At 65.1% G+C, this 22000-nt stretch carries 23 protein-coding genes; 8 read left to right on the forward strand and 15 right to left on the reverse strand.

Annotated elements, in window-relative coordinates; genetic code table 11:
* Positions 1-46 precede the first annotated feature (46 nt).
* The 3 genes from ACPPVR_RS40045 to ACPPVR_RS40055 are packed head-to-tail and all read left to right on the forward strand — an operon-like array spanning position 47 to position 2487.
* On the forward strand, positions 47-349 hold the full coding sequence (locus ACPPVR_RS40045; RefSeq protein ID WP_426611979.1) for a DUF6460 domain-containing protein: 303 nt from the start codon (positions 47-49) through the stop codon (positions 347-349).
* Positions 350-371: 22 nt separating this feature from the next.
* A complete protein-coding gene (locus ACPPVR_RS40050) occupies positions 372-1106 on the forward strand; it encodes an MBL fold metallo-hydrolase (RefSeq protein WP_426611980.1) in 735 nt (244 codons plus the stop codon).
* A 1-nt stretch (position 1107) separates the two neighbouring features.
* Positions 1108-2487, forward strand: coding sequence for an MATE family efflux transporter (locus tag ACPPVR_RS40055; protein WP_426611981.1), 1380 nt, complete (start codon positions 1108-1110; stop codon positions 2485-2487).
* A gap of 86 nt (positions 2488-2573) precedes the next feature.
* Here ACPPVR_RS40055 and ACPPVR_RS40060 read toward each other — a convergent pair whose 3' ends face one another.
* Entirely contained in the window at positions 2574-3671 is a 1098-nt protein-coding gene (locus ACPPVR_RS40060; RefSeq protein WP_426611982.1) for a quinone-dependent dihydroorotate dehydrogenase, read from the reverse strand.
* Positions 3668-4012: a DUF952 domain-containing protein gene (locus ACPPVR_RS40065; RefSeq protein WP_426611983.1), complete on the reverse strand. Its 345-nt coding sequence runs from the start codon at positions 4010-4012 to the stop codon at positions 3668-3670. The genes ACPPVR_RS40060 and ACPPVR_RS40065 overlap by 4 nt, the downstream gene beginning before the upstream one ends.
* A gap of 284 nt (positions 4013-4296) precedes the next feature.
* On the opposite strand from ACPPVR_RS40065, the gene ACPPVR_RS40070 reads away from it, so the two are divergent.
* A complete protein-coding gene (locus tag ACPPVR_RS40070; protein WP_426611984.1) occupies positions 4297-4950 on the forward strand; it encodes a S24 family peptidase in 654 nt (217 codons plus the stop codon).
* 126 nt (positions 4951-5076) lie between these two features.
* Here ACPPVR_RS40070 and ACPPVR_RS40075 read toward each other — a convergent pair whose 3' ends face one another.
* The 5 genes from ACPPVR_RS40075 to ACPPVR_RS40095 all read right to left on the reverse strand — a co-directional run bounded on the left by ACPPVR_RS40075 (position 5077) and on the right by ACPPVR_RS40095 (position 9397).
* Positions 5077-6720 carry a lysine--tRNA ligase gene (locus ACPPVR_RS40075; protein WP_426611985.1) on the reverse strand — a complete coding sequence of 548 codons (1644 nt, stop codon included), beginning with the start codon at positions 6718-6720 and terminating at the stop codon, positions 5077-5079.
* A 183-nt stretch (positions 6721-6903) separates the two neighbouring features.
* A complete protein-coding gene (locus tag ACPPVR_RS40080; protein ID WP_426616282.1) occupies positions 6904-7863 on the reverse strand; it encodes a transporter substrate-binding domain-containing protein in 960 nt (319 codons plus the stop codon).
* 92 nt (positions 7864-7955) lie between these two features.
* Entirely contained in the window at positions 7956-8546 is a 591-nt protein-coding gene (locus ACPPVR_RS40085; protein WP_426611986.1) for an SCO family protein, read from the reverse strand.
* Between the two features lie 24 nt (positions 8547-8570).
* Positions 8571-8765, reverse strand: coding sequence for a hypothetical protein (locus ACPPVR_RS40090; protein WP_426611987.1), 195 nt, complete (start codon positions 8763-8765; stop codon positions 8571-8573).
* Between the two features lie 110 nt (positions 8766-8875).
* On the reverse strand, positions 8876-9397 hold the full coding sequence (locus tag ACPPVR_RS40095) for a hypothetical protein (RefSeq protein ID WP_426611988.1): 522 nt from the start codon (positions 9395-9397) through the stop codon (positions 8876-8878).
* Between the two features lie 262 nt (positions 9398-9659).
* Here ACPPVR_RS40095 and ACPPVR_RS40100 point away from each other — a divergent pair, with 262 nt between their 5' ends.
* From ACPPVR_RS40100 to ACPPVR_RS40115, 4 genes are all read left to right on the forward strand, one after another.
* Positions 9660-11318: an FAD-binding dehydrogenase gene (locus ACPPVR_RS40100; protein ID WP_426611989.1), complete on the forward strand. Its 1659-nt coding sequence runs from the start codon at positions 9660-9662 to the stop codon at positions 11316-11318.
* On the forward strand, positions 11319-12239 hold the full coding sequence (locus ACPPVR_RS40105; RefSeq protein ID WP_426611990.1) for an alpha/beta hydrolase family esterase: 921 nt from the start codon (positions 11319-11321) through the stop codon (positions 12237-12239).
* A gap of 115 nt (positions 12240-12354) precedes the next feature.
* Entirely contained in the window at positions 12355-12705 is a 351-nt protein-coding gene (locus ACPPVR_RS40110) for a RidA family protein (protein ID WP_426611991.1), read from the forward strand.
* A gap of 111 nt (positions 12706-12816) precedes the next feature.
* Positions 12817-13182 (forward strand): nuclear transport factor 2 family protein, encoded by a 366-nt coding sequence (locus ACPPVR_RS40115; RefSeq protein WP_426611992.1) that lies wholly within the window; start codon positions 12817-12819, stop codon positions 13180-13182.
* Between the two features lie 84 nt (positions 13183-13266).
* Here ACPPVR_RS40115 and ACPPVR_RS40120 read toward each other — a convergent pair whose 3' ends face one another.
* The 8 genes from ACPPVR_RS40120 to ACPPVR_RS40155 all read right to left on the reverse strand — a co-directional run bounded on the left by ACPPVR_RS40120 (position 13267) and on the right by ACPPVR_RS40155 (position 21991).
* A complete protein-coding gene (locus tag ACPPVR_RS40120) occupies positions 13267-14115 on the reverse strand; it encodes an amidohydrolase family protein (protein WP_426611993.1) in 849 nt (282 codons plus the stop codon).
* A gap of 3 nt (positions 14116-14118) precedes the next feature.
* The gene (locus ACPPVR_RS40125) at positions 14119-15096 is read right to left on the reverse strand and encodes an aldo/keto reductase (protein WP_426611994.1); all 978 of its coding nucleotides are present in this window, start codon (positions 15094-15096) and stop codon (positions 14119-14121) included.
* Positions 15097-15199: 103 nt separating this feature from the next.
* Complete coding sequence (locus tag ACPPVR_RS40130; protein ID WP_426611995.1) at positions 15200-16132, reverse strand: sugar-binding protein; 933 nt, start codon at positions 16130-16132, stop codon at positions 15200-15202.
* 96 nt (positions 16133-16228) lie between these two features.
* The gene (locus tag ACPPVR_RS40135; protein ID WP_426611996.1) at positions 16229-17311 is read right to left on the reverse strand and encodes an ABC transporter permease; all 1083 of its coding nucleotides are present in this window, start codon (positions 17309-17311) and stop codon (positions 16229-16231) included.
* On the reverse strand, positions 17311-18069 hold the full coding sequence (locus ACPPVR_RS40140) for an ATP-binding cassette domain-containing protein (RefSeq protein WP_426611997.1): 759 nt from the start codon (positions 18067-18069) through the stop codon (positions 17311-17313). Before ACPPVR_RS40140 ends, ACPPVR_RS40135 begins: the two co-directional genes overlap by 1 nt.
* Positions 18070-18081: 12 nt before the next feature.
* Entirely contained in the window at positions 18082-19404 is a 1323-nt protein-coding gene (gene xylA / locus ACPPVR_RS40145) for a xylose isomerase (protein ID WP_426611998.1), read from the reverse strand.
* Complete coding sequence (gene xylB / locus ACPPVR_RS40150) at positions 19405-20859, reverse strand: xylulokinase (RefSeq protein WP_426611999.1); 1455 nt, start codon at positions 20857-20859, stop codon at positions 19405-19407.
* 85 nt (positions 20860-20944) lie between these two features.
* Positions 20945-21991, reverse strand: coding sequence for a LacI family DNA-binding transcriptional regulator (locus tag ACPPVR_RS40155; RefSeq protein ID WP_426612000.1), 1047 nt, complete (start codon positions 21989-21991; stop codon positions 20945-20947).
* Positions 21992-22000: the final 9 nt, after the last annotated feature.

Below are 22000 nucleotides of genomic sequence, written 5' to 3' on the forward strand. Positions count from 1 at the left end.
CGCCGTGACCTATAATCGGGGCGAATCCCCGCGAGGAGTTTTTGCGATGGCCCAAGACGTCAGAGATTTGCCGGCCGGCCGCAGTGATGGCCTGCACCGCTTTCTCGGCGGCTCGCCGCTGGCGGTCGCGTTCCGGCTGATTCTGCTGTCGGTGCTGGTCGGCGTCGTGCTGGCGGCGATCGGCTTCGATCCCTGGAACATCATCTACAGCATCCGCCTGCTGTTCCAGCGTCTCTGGGATCTCGGCTTCGATGCCGTGAACTGGCTGTGGCGCTACTTCCTGCTCGGCGCTGTGATCGTGATCCCGATCTGGCTGCTGATGCGCGTGTTCGGCACGCCGCGCCGCTAGACCCTCACGGAGTGCGCAGCCGATGCAACTACGTTTCATCGGCTGCGGCGACGCCTTCGGGTCGGGTGGCAGGCTCAACACCTGCTTCCATATCTCGGGGCGCGAGGCCAAGTTCCTGATCGATTGCGGCGCGTCGGCCCTGCCGGCGCTGAAGCGGCTCGAGATCGAACGCAACGACATCGACCTCATTCTGATCACCCATTTCCACGGCGACCACTTTGCCGGGCTGCCGTTTGTCCTGCTCGACGCGCAATTTTCGCGGCGGACGCGCCCGCTCACAATCGCGGGCCCGCAAGGCATCGAGACCCGGCTCAGCCAGGTGATGGAAGCGCTGTTCGAGCACTCCTCCAAGACCAAGCTGCGCTTCGAGCTCTCCATCGTCGAGCTCGCTCCGGAGCAGCGCCAAACCTTCGGCGCGGTGACAGTGACGCCCTACCCGGTCGTGCACGGCGAATCCGGCGGGCCGTTCCTCGCCTACCGCATCGAGACCGAGGGCCGTATCCTGGCCTACAGCGCCGATACCGAATGGACGGAGACGCTCATTCCGCTGGCGCATGGCGCCGACCTTTTCATCGCGGAAGCCTACATGTACGACAAGGTGGTCAAGAACCATCTCAGCCTGAAGACCTTGGAACAGCATTTGCCAGAGATCGGCGCAAAACGCATCGTCCTCACCCATATGAGCGACGACATGCTGTCGCGCCTCGACGATGTGGAGCACCTCGCCGCCGAAGACGGCATGGTGCTGGTGTTCTGACATGCACGCGCCCGCGTATCCCAAGGTCGGCTCCCGCCAGGTCTTCGCCATCGCCGGCCCCGCGATGATCGCGAACCTCACCACGCCGCTGATCGGCGTGGTCTCGACCACCGCGATCGGACGGCTCGACGATGCCGCCCTGCTCGGCGGCGTCGCGATGGCCTCCGTGATCTTCGACTGCCTGTTCTGGCTGTTCGGTTTCCTGCGCATGAGCACGCTCGCCTTCACCGCGCAGGCGCTCGGCGCCGGCGAGGCGCGCGAGCTGACCGCAATTCTCGTGCGCGGCTTCATCGTCGCAGGCCTGATCGGCGCCGCGCTGATCGCACTGCAATTGCCGCTGACCACCGCGCTGTTCGACCTGATGGGCGGCAGCGAAGGCGTCACCCGCGCCGCCAAAACCTATTTCATGATCCGGATCTGGTCGTCGCCGCTGGCCTTCGCCAATTACGTCATCCTCGGCTGGCTGGTGGGACAGGCGCGCGCCAATCCGGCGCTGCTGCTCCAGATCGTCATCAACCTCATCAACATGGTGGCGACGATTTTGCTGGTGCTGGTCTACGACACCGGCATTGCGGGTGCGGCGGTCGCCGCGCTGCTGTCGGAGACGGTCGGATTCATCCTCGGCGTCATCGTATGCCGGCGCTACGCGGAGGGCGGCTTTGCTGTTCCGTACGCGACCCTGTTCGACCGGGCAAAGCTGATGCGGATGCTGGCGGTGAATTCCGACATCATGATCCGCACTGCGGCCCTCATCGCAGTGTTCCTGTTCTTCACCGCCAAGGGCGCACGCGCCGGCGACGTGACGCTGGCCGCAAATTCCGTGCTCAACAATTTCCTTTTGGTCAGCGCCTTCTTTCTCGACGGTCTTGCCAATGCGGCGCAGCAGCTCTGCGGCCGCACCTTCGGCGCGCGCGACGCCAAAGGCTTTGCGGATTCGACGCGGCTGGTGCTGCTGTGGGGGCTCGGCTTCGCGCTGGTCGTCTCTGCGCTGTTCGCACTGTTCGGGCCGGCGATTATCGACTTCATGACGGCGAGCGAAGGCGTCCGCCGCGCCGCGCGCGATTTCCTGCTGTTCATCGTGCTCGCACCGCTGCCCGGCGTGTTCGCCTTCGGCTTCGACGGCATCTATGTCGGCGCGACCTGGGCGCGCGAGATGCGCAACCTGATGCTGGCTTCGCTCGCGATCTTCCTGGGCGTGTGGTGGTCGCTGCAATCGTACGGCAATACCGGGCTGTGGTGGGCGCTGATCGCATTCTACATCGCGCGCGGCGGATTGCAGGGCGCGCGCTATCCGGCGCTGTTTCGGGCGACGTTCTCTCCTCCCTCGCCCCGCTTGCGGGGAGAGGGTCGGGGTGAGGGGGAGTCTCCGCAGGGACGGTGAGAGCTGGACTCGCGGAGACTCCCCCTCACCCGGAATTTGCTCTCGCAAATTCCGACCTCTCCCCGCACACGGGGAGAGGCGAAGAGCTACATCCCTGGCCAGTCTTCCGCGGTGAGCGTGGCAGCATCGGCGCCGACGATCTCGGACAGCGAATCCCGTCCCGTGCGCAGCAGCGTCGAGGTCAGGTCGCGCTTGATCTCGTCGACGAGGCCGAGACCCTTGTAGACCAGCGATGAATAGAGCTGGATAAGGCTCGCGCCGGCACGGATTTTCGTCAGAGCTGCGCCACCGGAATCGACGCCGCCGACGCCGATCAGCGGGAATGCACCTTCGACGCGCACATAGGTTTCCGCGACCATGCGCGTCGACAACCGAAGCAGCGGCCGGCCGGACAGGCCGCCCTGTTCCTTGGCGCGCATCTCTTCCCGCAGCGTGCTCGGCCGCGCGATCGTCGTGTTCGACACGATCATGCCGTCGACCCGGCGCGAGCGCGCGACCTGCACGACGTCGTCGAGCTGTGCGAGGCTCAGATCCGGCGCGATCTTCAGCAGCACCGGCGTATCGCCGGCCTTCTGGCGCACCCGCTCGCGCGCGTCGATCACTTTTGCGAGGAGATCGTCGAGCAGCGCGCCTTCCTGCAAATTGCGAAGGCCCGGCGTGTTCGGCGAAGAGACGTTGACGGTGAAATAGCTCGCGACCGGCGCGAAGGTCTCGATCAGCTTGACGTAGTCGGCGACACGGTCGGGCGAATCCTTGTTGGCGCCGACATTGACGCCGACGATGCCGCCGTGCTGCGCGCGCGCGGCGAGCCGGCGCAGCGCGACTTCGGCGCCGTCATTGTTGAAGCCCATGCGGTTGATGACGGCCTCGTCGCGCTCGAGGCGAAATAGCCGCGGCCGCGGATTACCAGCCTGCGGCTTCGGCGTGACCGAGCCGATCTCGACGAAGCCGAAGCCGAGCCGCAACAGCGCATCGGGCACTTCGGCGCTCTTGTCAAAACCCGCGGCCATGCCGATCGGATTGGAAAAGTTAAGTCCGAAGGCGCGAACCGCGAGCTTGGGATCATCCGGCCGCGGCTTGACCGGCGGCAGGAAGCGCAGGCCCTGGATCGCAAGGCGATGGGCGTCCTCCGGATCGAGCCAGCGCAACACCGGCAGCGAAAGGGCATCGAAGGCGCGGATCACGGTGCAAGCTCCGGGGTGTCGTGGCCGCCGTCGGAGCGCATGTTGAGGTTCGTCACCGCGATCACCGCGCCGAGATCGAGCTCGCCATAGAGATGCGGAAACAGCTCTTCGTTACGCGAACGCTCCCAGCGCAGCTGGCTGCCGAGCACATCGCCGTCGACCTCGACCAGGAACAGCGCGCGCTGCCCGAAATAATGCTTTCGCAGGGTCTCGGGAACCTGGGGCGCGGTCGAGAAATGGATGAAACCATCGCGCGCATCGTCTGCGCTGCCGAGGTACACGCCCTGCCGTTCCGCCTCGCGCCAGGCCGAGGCCGGGCAGATTTTGTAGATCTTGACCACCGGTTACGAAGCCCTTTGAGTCTCTTGGGTTTTTTCGTCTCGTGCGGGTCTGAAAACCCGGGCGCGACCGTAATGGCCACCCCCTCCGAACTCAAGCGTTAGAGCCTATTCCGTCCCGATGAAATCGGAACGGGGCTCTAGATTCTTGTTTTTGACGCGTTTTCTTGACGCGAACCGGCATCCACTTCGCTTGAAAACGCTTTCCTCGCCGCCTCTTGCGCGAAAACCGGAAAACCGGTTGATTTGAGGACAGTTTTCCTGAGTTGCGACGGGCTGGACCTTCCATGGTCAGGCAGGCCAAAGCGCAGAGGATTCTCTCTCACGACCAGATCTGGGTCGCGCTGGATCGGCTGGCGGAGCGTGCCGGCCTGTCGCCGTCCGGCCTCGCCAAGCGCGCCGGGCTCGATCCCACCACCTTCAACAAGTCCAAGCGCGTCACCTCCGACGGCCGCGAGCGCTGGCCCTCGACCGAATCGATCGCGAAGGCGCTCGCGGCGGCGGATTCCTCGATCGACATTTTTGCCAGGCTGATCGGTGACGATTCCGGCGACGGCCGCTCGGTGCCGCTGCTCGGCTTCGCGCTCGCCGGTGCGAGCGGCGCCTTCGACGAGTCGGGCTTTCCAGCGGGCAAGGGCTGGACTGAATTTGCGCTTCCCACCACTGAAGACAGCCACACCTTTGCGCTCGAGATTTCCGGCGACGCGCTACAGCCGGCCTATCGCGACGGCGACGTCATCCTGGTCTCACCGGGTACGCCGGTCCGCAAAGGTGACCGCGTGGTGGTGAAGACCAGCGACGGCGAGGTGACGGTCGCCACGCTGAAGCGCCGCACGGCTAGGGCACTGGATTTGCAGCCGCTCGATGCGGCGCAAGCCGAGCGGACGATGGCGGTGAGCGAGGTGGCGTGGATGGCGCGGATTGTGTGGGCGAGCCAGTGAGGGGGCTCCGCTGTCATTCCCCGCGAAGGCGGGGAATCCAGTACGCCGCGACGTCTCGAATCAATCACGGCCGCCTCTGGAATACTGAATCGCCCGCCTTCGCGGGCGATCCACACCGAGGATGGTCTACCCACTCCTTGCCAGCGCGCCGTCGATCATGTTGACCGCGTTCTGGATGCCATACACCGCAACGAAGGACCCGAAGCGCGGGCCCTTCTCCTGTCCCAGCAGCACCTGATACAGCATGTTGAACCAGTCGAGCGTGACGCCGGGGCGACCGTCCTTGCCCTTCTTGACCTGGTCGAGGAAGGGATCGCGGCGGCCTATCTCGTAGACAACATTCTGGATCTCCTCGGCCGAGGACTCCGGCCGCAACTGCGACAGCGCATCGCGCAGATCCTGAAGCGCGGCGCGCTCAACGTCGGTCGGTTGGCGGAACTGCTTCGTCGGCGCCACGAAGTCGCGGTAGTAGTTGATGGCATAGCCGACCATCGCGTCGAGCTTGGGATGCGTCTGCGGCGACACGCCGGGGCGGTAGCGGCCGATGAAGCCCCACAGCGTCTCGGCATTCTCCGCATTCGACGACGACACCAGCGTCAGCAGCAGCTGGAAGGTGACGGGCATGTCGGCCTTCGGCGGATGGCCGCTATGGATGTGCCAGACCGGATTGCCGAGCTGCTGCTTGCCATCCTGCTTGGCAAAGCCGTCAGAGAACTGCTGATAGTCGTCGACGTTGCGCGGGATGACGTCGAAATACAGCCGCTTGGCCGCCTTCGGCTCGCGATACATGAACAGCGTCAGCGATTCCGGCGAGGCGTAGCGCAGCCATTCGTCGATGGTGAGGCCGTTGCCCTTCGACTTCGAGATCTTCTGGCCCTGCTCGTCGAGGAAGAGCTCGTAGTTGAAACCCTCGGGCGGCGTGCCGCCGAGCGCTTTCGCGATCGCACCGGACAGCTTCACAGAGTCGATCAGATCCTTGCCGGCCATCTCATAGTCGACGCCAAGCGCGACCCAGCGCATCGCCCAGTCGGCCTTCCATTGGCATTTTACATTTCCGCCGGTCACCGGCGTCTCAACTTCCTCGTTCGTGTCGGGATCGACATAGGTCACGGTGCCCGCCGCGACGTCGCGGCGGATCATCGGCACCTGGAGCACGATTCCGGTGGTCTTGCTGATCGGCAGGAACGGCGAATAGGTGGCGCGGCGATCCGGTCCCAGCGTCGGCAGGATGATCGCCATGACCTGGTCGTAGGCCGCCAGCATCTTCAACAGCGTCGCGTCAAAGCGGCCTGATTTGTAATAGTCGGTCGAGCTCGCGAATTCGTAGTCGAAGCCGAAATGATCCAGAAACGCGCGCAAGCGCGCGTTATTGGCGGCGCCGAACGAGGGATGTTCGTTCGAGAACGGGTCGGGCACGGCGGTGAGCGGACGTCCCAGATATTGCGCCAGCAGGTCCTTGTTCGGCACGTTGTCCGGCACCTTGCGGAAGCCGTCCATATCGTCCGAGAACGCAAGCAGGCGCGTCTTGATCTTGTCCTCGGTGAGCACGCGGAAGGCATAGCGCACCATCGAGGTGCGTGCGACTTCGCCGAAGGTACCGATATGCGGCAGCCCCGACGGGCCGTATCCGGTCTCGAACAGCACCTCGTCCTTCGGGCTTTTCTTCAGCCGCGCGACAATGGCCTTCGCCTGCTCGAACGGCCAGGCGTTGGATTGTTCGGCAAGCGCACGAAGATCGCTCGGACTCATGTTGGGATCGATAACGGACATCAAGGGGCCTCCGGGCCGCGGAAAATAGCGATTTCCGGGCAGAATGCAATTTTGCGGGATGCTGTTGCCGCGTACGCCGTCATTGCGAGCGAAGCGAAGCAATCCGGAGTCTTTCCGCGGAGACACTCTGGATTGCTTCGTCGCTGCGCTCCTCGCAATGACGGTGGAGGAGACAGCGCGAGACTAAAACGGGCTCACCGAAAAATACCGCAGCCACAAATCCGTGTAGCGGCCTTTTTCCCAGACGCGGAACAGGGCCCAGTTCAGGGCCTGGCGCAGCACGTCGTTGCCCTTGCGCACGGCGATGCCGATGCCCTCGCCGAAGAAGCGGCTCTCGACGAAGGGGCCGCCGGAGAAGGCGCAGCAATCGCCGGAATCGGTGCCGTTGATCCAGAACGCCAGCGAGATGGCGTCGCCGAAGATGAAATCGACCTCGCCCTTGCGCAAGGCGCCGCGCATGGCGTCGTCGTTGGGATAGCCGTGCAGCTCGGCGTCGGTGAACATCGCCTTCAGATACGCTTCATGCGCGGAGCCCGCGATCGCGCCGACCTTCTTGCCCTCGAGAAATTCGGGCCGGATCTCCGGCATCACCGCATCCTTGCGCGAGGCGAAGCGCGCCGGCATGCGATAATAGGGATCGGTGAAGTCGACGCGGGCGCGGAGCTGCGGGCTCACCGCCATCGAGGCGATGATGGCGTCGCCCCGATTGGAGGCGAGCGCGTCGACCAGCGTCTCGAAGCGGCGCATCTGCACGGTGCAGGTGACCTTGATCTCCTCGCACAGCGAGCGGGCGAGATCGACGTTGAAGCCGGCCGGATTGCCGTCGGCGCCGGTGTAGTTGAACGGCGGATAGTCGGTCTCGGTCAGGAAGCGGATCACGGTCAGGCGCGACAAATCCGGCCGTTCCGGGCGCCGCCGCGGATCCCAGAAGCCGGGCACGGCCTGGGGGGCCGCCTGGGGTGCAACCTGAGGCGTGGCTTGAGACGTCCCTTGAGACGTCCCTTGGGGTGCTGCGGGAGGCTGCATGGCCGGAGCCTGCGCCTTTGCGCACGGCGCGGCTGCGAGCAGGCAGGCGCCGGCCGCCAGCCCGAGCAGGACACGGCGGACGGATTTAGGCGATTTTACCTGTCGCGATGCGGCCATCGGCGGGAAATGAACGAATTTCATTGGGATCGGAGGGCCTTATAGACCATCCGGCCGGGAACGCGAGCGCCGATTGCGGTTGATGGGGGAGCCTACAGATACCGCTTCAGCTCGGTCGCAGCCTCTTCGGGGCTTCGCTTCAGGTTGAACGGCGAGACGAAGCGGGCGTCGCGGTCCATCAGATAGATCAGCGCGGTGTGGTCCATGGTGTAGTCGCCGTCCTTCATCGGGACCTTCTTGGCATAGACCCGGTAGGACGTGATCACCTTGGCGGTCTCGGCGGGATCGCCGCTCAGGCCTTCGAGATGCGGATCGAAGCTCGACAGATAGTCCTTCATGGTCGCCGGCGTATCGCGCTCGGGGTCGACCGAGATGAAGACGGCATTGACCTTGTCGGCGTCCTTGCCCATTGCGCGCATCACTTCCGAGATCTCGAACAGCGAGGTCGGGCAGACGTCGGGGCAATGGGTGTAGCCGAAGAAGATCAGCGTCGGCTTGCCCTTGAGGTCCTTGTCGGTGACCGCCTTGCCGTTCTGGTCGGTGAGCTGGAACGGACCGCCGATCGCGGCGGGCTGCGCCACCTTGCTGACCCCGCCCATGGCCCAGAACAGCACGAGCAGACCGACAATGAGGCTTGAGGCGAAGGCGGTCGCGATCACCAGCGGACGGGCAGTGGAGTTCATGGGCGGAAAACTTCCTGTCGCGGGTTAGAAGCAGGCGGCAAAGCCGGTCCTGATCATTTCGAAGAACACCTGGCTGCCATAGTGGAACCAGAGCACGAGCGCTGCGGTCACGAAGAGCCCGGCAACACAAGCACCAGCGAACAGCAGCACGGACGGCATCCGGCCGGCAGTGGGCGAATTGTCCGACACTGGATGGGCGGGGTGCAGTGGTTGAGCCATGACAACGATCGGAGCGAAGGCCCCGGTTCCCTAGCCTTCAGATAGGCCTTGGGCCGCCTGCGGGCAAGGCGCCGCTGGCGGGCCAAAGGGATCCCGTCATGCTGAGGATGTCAGTGAAGGAGCTGGCCCCGGGCGGACTCAAGCTGTTCCGCTCGCGGGACAGACCCGCGCGGCGGCTTGATCGCCGAGGCCTGCGCGTCCAGGTAGCAGGGCTTGTACATCGACTGAAGCTGCCTGCCCTTCAGGAACAACATGTGCGGGGTGAGGCCGCCGCGCTGGTTGATCCAGCGCTTCACCTGCGAGGGATACATCGCATAGAGCATCTGGGTCGCCTCGGCATTGGTCACGGCGCGGCCGTTGGTGCCGAAATCCCAGGCGGCATGGAAGCCGAGCGTTGCGTGCGAGGTGACGCAGATCCGGTCGTGCGGGATGGCGCCGAGGACGATAGTGCAGGCGGAGGCGCAGAGGCCGTCGATGATGACGGTGTCACCGGACTGGCGCAGGTCCTGGTACCTATCGACGTAGGTTCCGATCCGGCCGCCGCGGTCATCCGCGATCCGGACCACGGCGTGAGAAGCCCCCATAGCAGCGATCAGAAGAACCGCCGCAAGCAACCCCGTCAGAAACTTCATTATCCCCCGCCCCAGTCGAATTCGAATCTGCGTCTCAGGTGGTGATGCATTGGTAGCGTCTGTCGTAACCGCGGTTTTGTCTAGGCACGCCGGCTCGCTCAAAACAAATTCAGATCCAGTGTTGCGTCCGCGCTGCACTCGGCAGGCCTTGGTCCCAAGCCTTGGTCCCAAACTGGAACAAGTTAATGATGTCTTACGCGACAAGCCCTTGATCTCAGGTGCAACCGCCGGCTTCAATCCGGGCAACTACAGGGGGGAACTCATGAGCGAGCAAGCGGACGTTATTGTCGTCGGCGGAGGACTATCCGGACTGGTGGCCGCGACCGAGATTGCCGACGCCGGCAAGCGCGTGATCGTGGTCGACCAGGAGGGCGAGCAGTCGCTGGGCGGCCAGGCGTTCTGGTCGTTCGGCGGATTGTTTCTGGTCAATTCGCCGGAGCAGCGCCGGCTCGGCATCAAGGACTCCTTCGAGCTCGCGATGCAGGACTGGCTCGGCACTGCCGGCTTCGACCGCGACGAGGATCATTGGCCACGCAAATGGGCCGAGGCCTATGTCGCATTCGCCGCCGGCGAGAAGCGCGACTGGCTGCGCGCGATGGGTCATCGCATCTTCCCCGTGGTCGGCTGGGCCGAGCGCGGCGGCTATGACGCGATGGGCCACGGCAATTCGGTGCCGCGCTTCCACGTCACCTGGGGCACCGGCCCCGGCATCGTCGAGCCGTTCGAGCGCCGCGCGCGCGAAGCGGCCAAGAGCGGACGGCTGATCTTCAAGTTCCGCCACCGTGTCGATGCGCTCTCCATCACCAACGGGACAGTCGATGGCGTCAGCGGCGTGATTCTCGCGCCCGACGATGTCGAGCGCGGCAAGAGCTCGTCGCGCAATGTGGTCGGCGAGTTCGCGCTGAAGGCGCAGGCCGTGATCGTCGCCTCCGGCGGCATCGGCGGCAATCATGACCTGGTGCGGCAGAACTGGCCGGATCGGCTCGGCAAACCGCCAAAGTTCATGATCTCCGGCGTGCCCGAGCATGTCGACGGCCGCATGATCGGCATTACGGAGAAAGCGGGTGCGCGGCTGATCAACCGCGACCGCATGTGGCATTATGTCGAGGGTATCCAGAACTGGGATCCCATCTGGCCGCGCCACGGCATCCGCATCCTGCCCGGCCCGTCCTCGATGTGGTTCGATGCCACAGGCGCGCGACTGCCGGCGCCGCTGTTTCCCGGCTCCGACACGCTCGGCCAGCTCAAATACATCATGTCGACCGGCTATGATTATTCCTGGTTCATCCTGACGCAGAGCATCATCAAGAAGGAATTTGCGCTGTCGGGCTCGGAGCAGAATCCCGACCTCACCGGCAAGAGCTGGCGCATGACATTGCGCCGCGCCATCAACAAGGGCGCGCCGGCGCCGGTCGAGGCGTTCAAGCGCCATGGTGTCGACTTCATCGTGCGCGACAATATCGAGGACCTCGTTGCGGAGATGAACAAGCTCGCCGGCAACGACCTGCTCAAGATCGAAGAGATCAGGATGCAGATCGAGGCGCGCGACCGCGAGATCGCCAATCCCTACGTCAAGGATGCGCAGGTGATGAACATCCACAATGCGCGGCGCTATATCGGCGACAAGCTGATCCGCACCGCGACGCCGCACCGCATCCTCGATCCCGCGCAGGGGCCGCTGATCGCGGTCAAGCTCAACATCCTCACCCGCAAGACGCTCGGCGGTTTCGAGACCGATCTCGAATCGCGCGTGTTCGGCGAGGACAGACAGATCATTCCCGGCCTCTACGCAGTTGGCGAGGCCGCCGGCTTCGGCGGCGGCGGCGTGCACGGCTATCGCTCGCTGGAGGGCACATTCCTCGGCGGCTGCCTGTTCTCGGGCCGCAATGCGGGCCGGGCGGCTGCGAAAGCGGTCGGGTAGATGATGCGATGGCGGATGCGCATCGCGGCGTTTGTTGCGGCGCTCGCCGCCGCCCCGGCCGCGTTCGCCGATACGATCGACGTCAACGGCGTGATGCGGTCCTACACCGCGCAAGTGCCGGCCAAGAAGCCGGCGCCGCTCGTGATCGTGCTGCACGGCAAGACCCAGCGCGGCGCGGACATGATCACGCGGACGGCGTGGCCACAGATCGCCAAGCGCGAGCGGCTCGCCGTGATCTTTCCCGACGGGCTCAACCATGCCTGGGCCGACGCGCGGACGAAGGCGGGACCTGAGCTGCGCGGACCGCCCGCAGGCACCGATGACGTCGCCTTTATCGCAAAACTCGTCGAGAAGTTCGTGGCCGACGGCACGGCCGATGCCAAGCGCGTCTATGTCACCGGCGTCTCCAACGGCGGCGCCATGGTGATGACGCTGGCCTGCGCGCGCGCCGATCTGTTCGTGGCCGGCGCCAGCGTGATCATGAATCTCACCGATGAGGCTGCCGTCACCTGCCATCCGTCGCGGCCGCTACCAATGCTGATCATGAACGGTACGGCCGACCCGCTGATCCCCTACGAAGGGGGACGCGGATCGAGCTATTTTGCCGCAGACGGGTTCTGGTCCACCGAGAAGACCGTTGCGTTCTGGCGCGAACTCAATGGCTGCGAGGCGGACGACGCCAGCGTGACGGACCTGCCTGACAGAGCGCCCTCAGACCAATCTACGGTCACGCGGATCACGTCACGCTGCCCGGCAGGGCACGATGTCGTGCTCTATCGCGTCAACGATGGCGGCCATCGCATGCCCGGATTTGCTCCGGATGCCCGCTTCCCGAAGGTCGCAACGGGCTTGCTCGGGCCGCAGAACGGCGACATCGACGGCGCCGAAACGATCTGGACTTTCTTCAGCCAGTTTCCGTGAACCGCCACGCATGCGTCGACGCCGGCGCATGCGTGGCCGGCAACGCATGCGTGCCCGGGGTGGCACAGCGCAAGCCGCTGGGCTAGACAGGGCCGCCATTTACAGGAGCCCCCCAATGAGCATTCAGCGTTTCGAAGCCGGTCCGCGCATGAGCCAGGTCGTCGTGCACGGCAACACCGTCTATCTCGCCGGTGTCGTCGCCAACAACGCCGCCGGCGAAAGCGTGACCAAGCAGACCCAGGACATCCTGAAGACCATCGACGGCCATCTCGCCAAGGCCGGCACCGACAAGTCGAAGCTGCTGTCGGCCACGATCTACATCACCGATATGAAGACGTTCCAGGAAATGAACGCGGTGTGGGACGGCTGGGTGTCGCCCGGCAACACCCCGGCGCGCGCCACCGTCGAAGCCAAGCTGGCAGCGCCGCAATACACCGTCGAGATCATGGTCACGGCGGCGAAGTAATTTTCGCGGAAATATTCACGCGCGCTGATGACTTCAGAGGTAATCGATCGGCGCGCGTGAACCTTCGATAGTAGCGGTCAGCCGAACACGGCGCCATCGAAGGAGAGCACCATGACCGATCCCATCACCATCGCCCGCCGTTACATCGATCTCTGGAATGAGCGCGCGCAAAGCCGCCGGCGCGAATTGCTCAGCGAGAACTGGACTGCGGATGCGAGCTATGTCGATCCGCTGATGACCGCCGACGGCCATGACGGCGTCGACGCCCTGATCGCCGGGGTGCAGCAGCGTTTTCCCGAGTTCAAATTCAAGCTGATCGGCGAGCCCAACGGCTACGGCGATCATGTGCGTTTCAGCTGGGGCCTCGGCCCCGATGGCGTCGACAGCCCGATCAAGGGTACGGATTTTGCCGTGCTGAAGGACGGCCAGATCAAGCGCATCACGGGATTTTTGGATCAGGTGCCTACAGGGGTGTGAGCGCGCGGCTCGTTACTGCGCCCTCTCCCTTGTGGGAGAGGGCATCTCCACTCGTAAGGAGAGAAGGGGGAGCGCGTTCGCGGCTCACGTCCTCGGCAACCGGTACGCAGCCCTCGCATTCACCCCGAACGCCTTCTCCCGCGCGTTCGAACCAAGCTGCGCGAGGCACGCCTCCAGCGCGCTCTTGATCTCGCCATAGCTTCCCGCCAGCAAACACACCGGCCAATCCGAGCCGAAGATCAGGCGATCCTCGCCGAAGCACTTTGCTGCGTGCGCGACGAACGGAAACAGCCGCGCCGCATCCCAGTCGTTCCATTTGGCTTCGGTCGCGAGACCCGAGATCTTGCACCAGACGTTGCCGCAGGCCGCGAGCGCGGCGGTGCGATCGGCCCAATCCGTACTCCAGTCATCGGCGATCGGCGGTTTGGCGGCGTGGTCGAGGACAAAGCGCGCTTGCGGAAAGGCCTTCGCTGTCGCGATGGCGGCGGGCAGCTCGCGGGTGCGGACCAGGAAGTCGTAGGCGAGACCGCAGGTGAACACGGCCTGGAGACCGCGCTGGACATCTGCGCGCAACAGCCAATCGGGATCAGGCTCGTCGTGGACCTGATGACGGATGCCGACGAGCTTTTCGCCGCCGGGCAAAGCACGCAGCCGGTCGAGCGTGTCGCCGAGCACGGCATCGGTCAGATCGACCCAGCCAACCACGCCGATGACCGACGGCGTCACACTCGCGATGCGCAAAAACGCCTCGGTCTCCTCCACCGCGGAGCGGCATTGCACCACGATGCTCGCGTCGATGCCGTTGGCTTTCAGGAGCGGCGCGAGATCGGCGGGGCCGAAGGCGCGGCGGATCGGCTTGAGTTCAGGCGCGTCCATCCAGGGATAATCGGCCTGCGCGGGATCCCAGAAATGCTGGTGGCTGTCGATGATCACGGCTCACGCCCCGCCCGGTAGCGGCGCCCGCGCATCGACAAGCTTTCGCGCACGCAACTCCTGCCAGAAGGCTTGCGGCACCGCCCTCTCCGACATCGCAATGTTGTCGGCAATCTCGGCAGCGTTGCGCGCGCCGAGCACGGCGACCGTCACCGCCGGATGGGCCATGCAGAACTGGAGCGCGGCGGCCTTCAGCTCAGTGCCGTGCTTACGGCAGAGTTCGTCAAGCTCCAGCGCCCGTGCAATCAGCGCCGCGTCGGCATCCTGATAGTTGAATTTTGCGCCCGTGTGCGGATTGGCCAAAATGCCGCTGTTGTAGATGCCGCCGAGCAGGATGCCGATATTCTTCGCAGCGCAGACCGGAAACAGCGCATCCAGCGCGCCCTGGTCGAGCAGCGTGTAGCGGCCGGCGAGCAGGAAGCAGTCGACCGGCACGGCTTCCGCGAAGCGCACCAGCATTTCCGACTGGTTCATGCCGGCGCCGATCGCCTTGACCGTGCCGTCCGACCGCAAGCGCTGGAGCGAGCGGAAGGCGCCGGCGACGGCGTCGTCATAGTGATCGTCGGGATCATGCACGAGCAGGACATCGACACGGTCCAGCCCGAGGCGTACCAAGCTCTCCTCGACCGAGCGCATCACGCCGTCATAGCTGAAATCGAACACCGGCCGCTCGCGCGACGTGCCCTTGTAATGATCATCCTCGGCAGCCGCGCCGTCCGGCGCGCGCAGCAGGCGGCCGACCTTGGTCGAGATGGCGTAGGACTCGCGCGGCTGCTGCCGCAGGAAAGCGCCGAGCCGTCGTTCCGCGAGGCCAAAGCCATAGAGCGGCGCAGTGTCGTAGAAGCGGATGCCGGCCGACCAACCCTGCGCGATCGTCGCTTCCGCATCGGCATCGCTGACCGGTGCAAACAGCCCTCCGAGCGGCGCGGTACCGAGGCCGATTGAGGTGACGTCGAGTGAGCCGAGCCGCGACCGTTTCATTCCCATTCCTTCCGAAAAGCCAGTGTCTCTCCCGCTTGCGTACGCCGCAAGCGGGAGAGCGCATAGGAGTGTGGGGCTGGCGACACTCCTATTTCAACATCTGCTATTTCAACATCTGCGCGACGTTGTCCTTGGTCACGAGATCGAGGCCGGTATAGACGATCTCCGGCACCTTCTCGCCCTTCTTGATGGCGAGCAGCGTGTCCATCGCCTTCTCGCCCATCTCGAACGGACGCTGGCCGACCAGCGCATTGGCATAGCCGTCACGCAGCAGCTCGAGCTGCATCTTCAGCGTATCGGCGACGACGAGCGTGAACTTGCCACTGTCGATGTCCTTCTTGGACCTCGAGGCAAAGGCCTTGAAGCCCTCGGGGGCGAACATCGGCCAACCGCCGACGGGGACGATCGCGGCGAGATCGGGGGTTGCGGTGCGCACGTCGGTCATCTGCTGAACAGCGAGCGCGGGATCGTCGTTGCAGAAGGTCGGCGAGCCCGCGACCTCGGTCCATTTCGACCCCTTCAGCGCCTCGCGGACGCCATCGACGCGCTCGGCGAGGTTCTTCGCGCCAGGGCCGCCCGAGACCATGGCGTATTTGCCGCCATCGGGCCGGAGTTTCAGCAATTGCTTGCCGAGCGCGACGCCGAACTCCTTGTTGTTGGTGCCGATATAGGCGATGCGCTTGGAGCCCGGCGCGTCGGCATCGAAAGTGATGACGGGGATGCCGGCCGCAGTCGCCGCCTCGATCGTCTTGGTCATGGCTGCAACGTCGGCGACCGAGATCGCGAGCCCGTCGACCTTCTGGGTGACGAAGTCCTGGATGATCTGGGCCTGCGTCGCCGGCTCATGCTCGACCGGGCCCTTGTAGATGCACTCGATATTGCCGAGCTCCTTGGCGCGCTTCTGGCAGCCGTCGCGCGCAAAGTCGAAGAACGGATTGTTCATCGCCTTGGGCACGATCACGAAGCGGTAGTTCGCAGCAAACGCCGGCGTAACCATCATCGCGACGGCAATGCCGGCAAGAAGAATTTTCCTCATTGTCTCCTCCACCCTTTTTCTGGCGCCTATCCTCTCGAAATTCGTCCGGGAAGCGGATAGGCGACATTTTCGTTGCCATCCCGAAACGACGTTACGTCAAACCATCCGCGAGCGAATACGATCGACCAGCACCGCCAGGATGATGATCACGCCCACCAGCGTCTGCTGCCAGTAGGAGCTGACCTGCGCGAGCACGAGGCCGTTGCGGATCACCTCGAGCAGCACACAGCCGACGATGGCGCCGAGCGGGCCACCGATGCCGCCGGCCAGATTGGCGCCGCCGATCACGGCGGCCGCGATCACGTTGAGCTCATAGGAGGTCGCCATGTTGGCCGGCGCAGATCCGAGCCAGCCGGAAATGATGATGCCCTGAAGCCCCGCGGCGAGCGCGCAAATCACATAGACCTCGATCTTCACCCGCACCACCGGGATGCCGGTGAGTTCCGCCGCCTTCTCGTTGCCGCCGAGCGCGAAGACATGGCGACCAAAGGCGCTGTGGTGCAGGATCACGGCCATGGTGAGCGCGAGCATCACGAGATAGATGAAGGGCGCGGGGACGCCGAGCACGTCACCCGACGTGAGCGCGTAAAAATAATCGGCGTCCGGACCACCCGGAAAACTGCCGCGGCCGTTGGAGACGACATAACCGAGCCCGCGCACGATCGAGAGCATGCCGAGCGTGGTGACGAACGGCGATAGGCCGAGCACAGCGATACAGAAGCCGTTGACGAGGCCGGCGATCAGCGCGACGCCGAGCCCCGCCGCGATCGAGACCACCAGGATCAGACCAGGGATATTGGCCAGCACGGTCTTGCCGTCGGCCGCCAGGTGCACGAACAGCGAGGCGCCGAGCCCGCCGGGCGTCGACAGCTCGGTCATCACCATCGAGGTGATCATGGCCGAGAAGCACATCATCGAGCCGACCGAGAGATCGATACCGCCGGTGATGATGACGAAGGTGACGCCGAGCGTCGCGATGGCGATGAAGGAAAAATTCTTCGCCACGTTCTGCATATTGCCTTCGGTGAAGAAATAAGGACTGGCGAAATGCATGATCACCAGCAGCACCGCCAACGCGACCAGGACGTAGCCGGTCTGGGACGCGAAGATGCCGCGCTGCCACCACTTGGTCTTGCCGACGTTCGAGAACGTGACGGGAGATTCCAGGGGCATAGCCATCACGCAGCCTCCTTCGCGCCGGTGATGAGGGCGGTGATTTCCTCAGGAGATGTCGCGTGGATCGGCTTGTCGGCGCGCTTCTCGCCGCGGCGCATGACGATGACACGGTCGCACACCGCGAACACGTCAGGCATGCGGTGCGAGATCAGCATCACGGCGACGCCTTGCTCCTTCAGCCGATGAATCAGGCCCAGCACCTGCTCGACCTGGCGTACCGAAATCGCGGCCGTCGGCTCGTCCATCATCACCAGCCGCGCATTGGAGAGCCGCGTCCGCGCGATCGCGACCGCCTGGCGCTGGCCGCCCGACATCTGCTTGACGAGATCATCGGGGCGCGTCTCCGAGCGCAGCTCTCCGAACAATTCCAGCGCGCGCGCCGCCATCGCCTTGTGGTCGAGCAGGGCAAGCGGGCCGAACTTGCGCTTCAACTCGCGGCCGAGAAACACGTTGGCAGCCGCGGTCAGATTGCCGGCCAGCGCGAGGTCCTGATAGACGACCTCGATCCCGACCGCGCGGGCATCGATCGGCCGATTGAAATGGACCGCACTCCCGGCAAAGCGGATCTCGCCATGGCTGGGACGGAAATTGCCGGCGATGATCTTGACCAGCGTCGACTTGCCGGCCCCGTTGTCGCCCATCAGGCCGACCACCTCACCGGGCAAGACATGCATGTCGACACCATGCAGCGCACGGATTGCGCCGAACTCCTTGCCGACACCGGTGAGCTCGAGGACCGGCGTTGCGTCAGTACTTGCCATCAGAGACCTCGTTCAGACGTAGCGATTGACGAGTGATTCCAGATATTCCTGCCGCCCCGAGCGCGGCTGCGGGTCGAAACCGGGACCGAGCGCACGGTCGGCGAGATCGGCGAGCGAACGCTGGCCGCCGAGAATGGCCCGGCCCTCAGCGCCGGCCCATCCCCTGTAGCGCTCGGCGAGCGGCGCTCTGAGGGCACCGGCATCGACCATGTCGGCGGCGGCGAGGAACGCCCGTGCGCAGGCATCCATCGAGCCGACATGGGCATGGATCAAATCGTCGGGGTCGATCGACTGGCGGCGGATCTTGGCGTCGAAATTGAGACCGCCCGAGGTGAAGCCGCCGCGGTTCAGGATTTCATGGAACACCAATGCCAGCTCGGGCACATTCATCGCGAACTGGTCAGTGTCCCAGCCGAGCAGATCGTCGCCGCGATTGATGTCGAGTGAACCGAACACGCCGAGCGCCTCGGCAAGTGCGACCTCGTGATGGAACGAATGGCCGGCGAGGATGGCGTGGTTCTGCTCGATGTTGAGCTTGACGTCCTTCAGCAGGTCGTAGCGCGCCAGGAAGCCGTAGCAGGTGGCGACGTCAAAGTCGTATTGATGCTTGGTCGGCTCCTTCGGCTTCGGTTCGATCAGGATCGGCCCCTTGAAGCCTATTTTGTGCTTGTGCTCGACGACGAGCGACACAAAACGGCCGAGCTGGTCGAGCTCGCGCTTGAGATCGGTATTGAGCAGGGTCTCGTAGCCTTCGCGGCCGCCCCACAGCACATAGTTTTGGCCGCCGAGCCGGTGCGTCACGTCCAGCGCGGCGCGGACCTGGCCCGCGGCATAGGTGAAGATTTCGGGGTCCGGATTGGTCGCCGCGCCCGCCATATAGCGGCGATGCGTGAACAGGTTTGCGGTGCCCCAGAGCAGGCGGACTTTGGCTGAGGCCATCTTCGCTTCGAAGAGATCGGCGATTGCGTTGAGATTAGCGACGGATTCGCTGAGCGAAGCGCCTTCCGGCGCCGCATCGACGTCATGGAAGGTGAAGAAGGGCACATCCAGCAGGCGGAACAGCTCGAAGGCGACATCGGCCTTGGCCCGCGCCATTGCCATCGGATCGGTGCCGTGATGCCAAGGGCGCAGGAATGTCTCCCCGCCGAAGGGATCGCCGCCCGGCCAGCACAGCGAATGCCAGTAGCAGACCGCAAAGCGTAAATGATCCTCGAGCCTCCGGCCATGAACCATGCGGTCCTTGTCGTACCAGCGGAAGGCGGGCGCTTGTCCGGCATCCTTGCCGGCAAAGGCTACGGGTGCGCTTGCATCGAAGAATTTGGCTGACGCGTTCACTTAAAGACTCTCCTTTAACGCGGGATAAAGCTGGCGCCATCGGCGATAGGCATCGTCATAGGCGCTCATCGCGGATGCGCGGGGTTCGAACGTGGCTAGCCGGCGCGGACGGGTGCAGACCTGCGCTGGATTTTCGCCGGTGACCGCGAGCCGGCCGAGCCGCGCAGCACCGAGCGCCGCGCCGACCTCGCCTTCCTCGACGCGATGGACGGCAATGCCGAGCACGTCGGCGCAGATTTGCGCCCAGAGCGGCGAACGGGAGCCGCCGCCGACGAGATCGACCTCGGCGATCGGTCCGCTCGCCGCGCTCAGCGCCGCCAGATTGTCGCGCGCGGCGAAGGCGACGCCTTCGAGCACGGCCTGGACGATCTCGCCGCGCCCGGTCGCACCACGTAAGCCCACCAAGGCGCCGCTCGCGGCAGCGTCGTTGTGCGGCGTGCGCTCGCCGTCGAGATAGGGCAGGAATTTGATCGGGCTCGGCCCATCGACGCGCTCGCCGAGCGGCGCCAGCAGCGCAGCCGCCGGCACCTCCATCACGCCGGCAAGCCAGGCGAGCGAGGCCGCCGCCGACAGCATCACGCCCATCTGGTGCCACAGGCCGGGCAGCGCGTGACAGAACGCATGCACGGCCGAAGCCGGCGCCGGTGCAAAGCGATCGGTGACGCGGAACACCACGCCTGAGGTGCCAAGCGAAAGAAAGGCATCGCCGGGCGCAATGGCGCCGAGCCCGATCGCGCTCGCCGCGCAATCGCCGGCGCCGCCGGCGACCACGACATCCCTCGCCATGCCCCAGCGCTGCACGAGTTCCGGCGCCAGCACCGCGCTGACCTCGCTGCCTTCGACGAGGCGCGGCATGTGATGGAGATCGAGCCCTGTGGCATTGAGCAGTTCCGCAGACCAGCGGCGCTGGCCGACATCGAGCCACAGCGTACCAGCCGCGTCCGACATGTCCTCGACCATCTCGCCGGTGAGGCGGTAGCGGACATAGGCCTTCGGCAGCAGCACCTTTGCGACGCGCTTGAAGATGTCCGGCTCGTGCCGCGCGACCCAGAGCAGCTTTGGCGCGGTGAAGCCGGGCATCGCCAGATTGCCGGCGATGGCATGCAACGACGGACAGCGCCGCTCAAGCTCGCCGCATTCGTCCTGCGAGCGGCCATCATTCCAGAGGATCGCAGGCCGCAGCGGCCGGCCGTCGGCGCCGAGCAGCGTCGCACCGTGCATCTGGCCGGATAGGCCGATGCCGCGCACCTGCGCGACCTCGCCCGGATGGCGAGCGGCGAGATCATCGACCGCGCCGATCGCAGCATCGACCCAGGCATCGGGATCCTGCTCGGACCACAGCGGCGCCGGATGCGACAGCGCGAGCTCGCGGGCCGCCGTCGCGACAATCGCGCCGGCTTCGCTCACGAGCACCGCCTTCACACCGGACGTGCCGATGTCCATTCCGAGATACACGCCATCCTCCCATTCGCCTGTCGCGGTGGGCGAGCTTGCGTCGCCCTTTTTCCCGCAACCGGCTGTTTGAAAACCCGTCCTGCCGCTACGGCAGATTGTCCCGCATTACGATGTCGATCCTGATCTTCTCCTGTTCGCGCAAGATCGGCTCGCCGCGGGCGAGCGCGAGCAGCACCCGCACCGCGGCGCGCGCCTCATGTCCCGGATTCTGCGAGATCGCGGCATCCATCACGCCCTGCAGCAACAGCCGGCGCGTCAGCACGGTGACGTCGTGGGCGACGAACACCACTTGCTTCTCGCGGCCGGCCTCGCTCAACGCATTGGCGACGCCTTGTGTGCCGGCGCCGACGTTATAAAGGCCGACAATGTCAGCATGTCTGCCGAACAGCCGCGTCAGAAGCTGCTCCGAGCGACCATCCTCGTCGCGGCCTTCCAGCACCGGCAGCACGCTGAGTTCGGGAAATTCCGACGTCATGACCTGGTTGAAGCCGAAAATGCGCTCGGCATGGTCGCGCAGGCCCTGCGAGCCGGCGACGATCGCGACCTTGCCGGACCGTCGGCCGACCAGCCGCCCGACCAGCGCGCCGGCGGTGCGCCCAGCGGCGATATTGTCGATGCCGACATAATGGTGGCGGCGCGACGACGGCACGTCCGAGACCAGCGTCACCACCTTGGTGCCGGCATCGACGAGATCGTCGATCGCGGCGCGAACGCCGGGATGGTCGAGCGCGACCACGGCAACGCCGTCGCAGTCTTCGGATAACGCCTCCAGCGAGGCGGCGAGCACCGAAGGATCGAACACGTCGGTTGCGATCATCTCGACATTGAGGCGGCGTGCCGAGAGCCAGGCCGACATCTCGCCGAGATAGGCCTCGATCTGCTGCATGAACGGATTTGGCCCCGACGGCATCACGAAGGCGAAGCGGCGAGCGCGGCCACGCGCGAGCTCGGCGGCGGCCACATGCGGCTGGAACGCGTTGCGCGCGATCGTCTCCTTGACGCGGCGAACCGTATCCGGCCGGACGCCCGGACGGTTGTGCAGAACGCGGTCGACCGTCGCGAGGCTGACCCCCGCCTCGCGGGCGATGTCCTTCAGCGTCAGTGCGGTGGCTGTCAGAACTTCTTCGGCCATCGCTGAAGG

The sequence above is a fragment of the Bradyrhizobium sp. McL0616 genome (assembly GCF_049993385.1).
Lineage (GTDB): Bacteria > Pseudomonadota > Alphaproteobacteria > Rhizobiales > Xanthobacteraceae > Bradyrhizobium.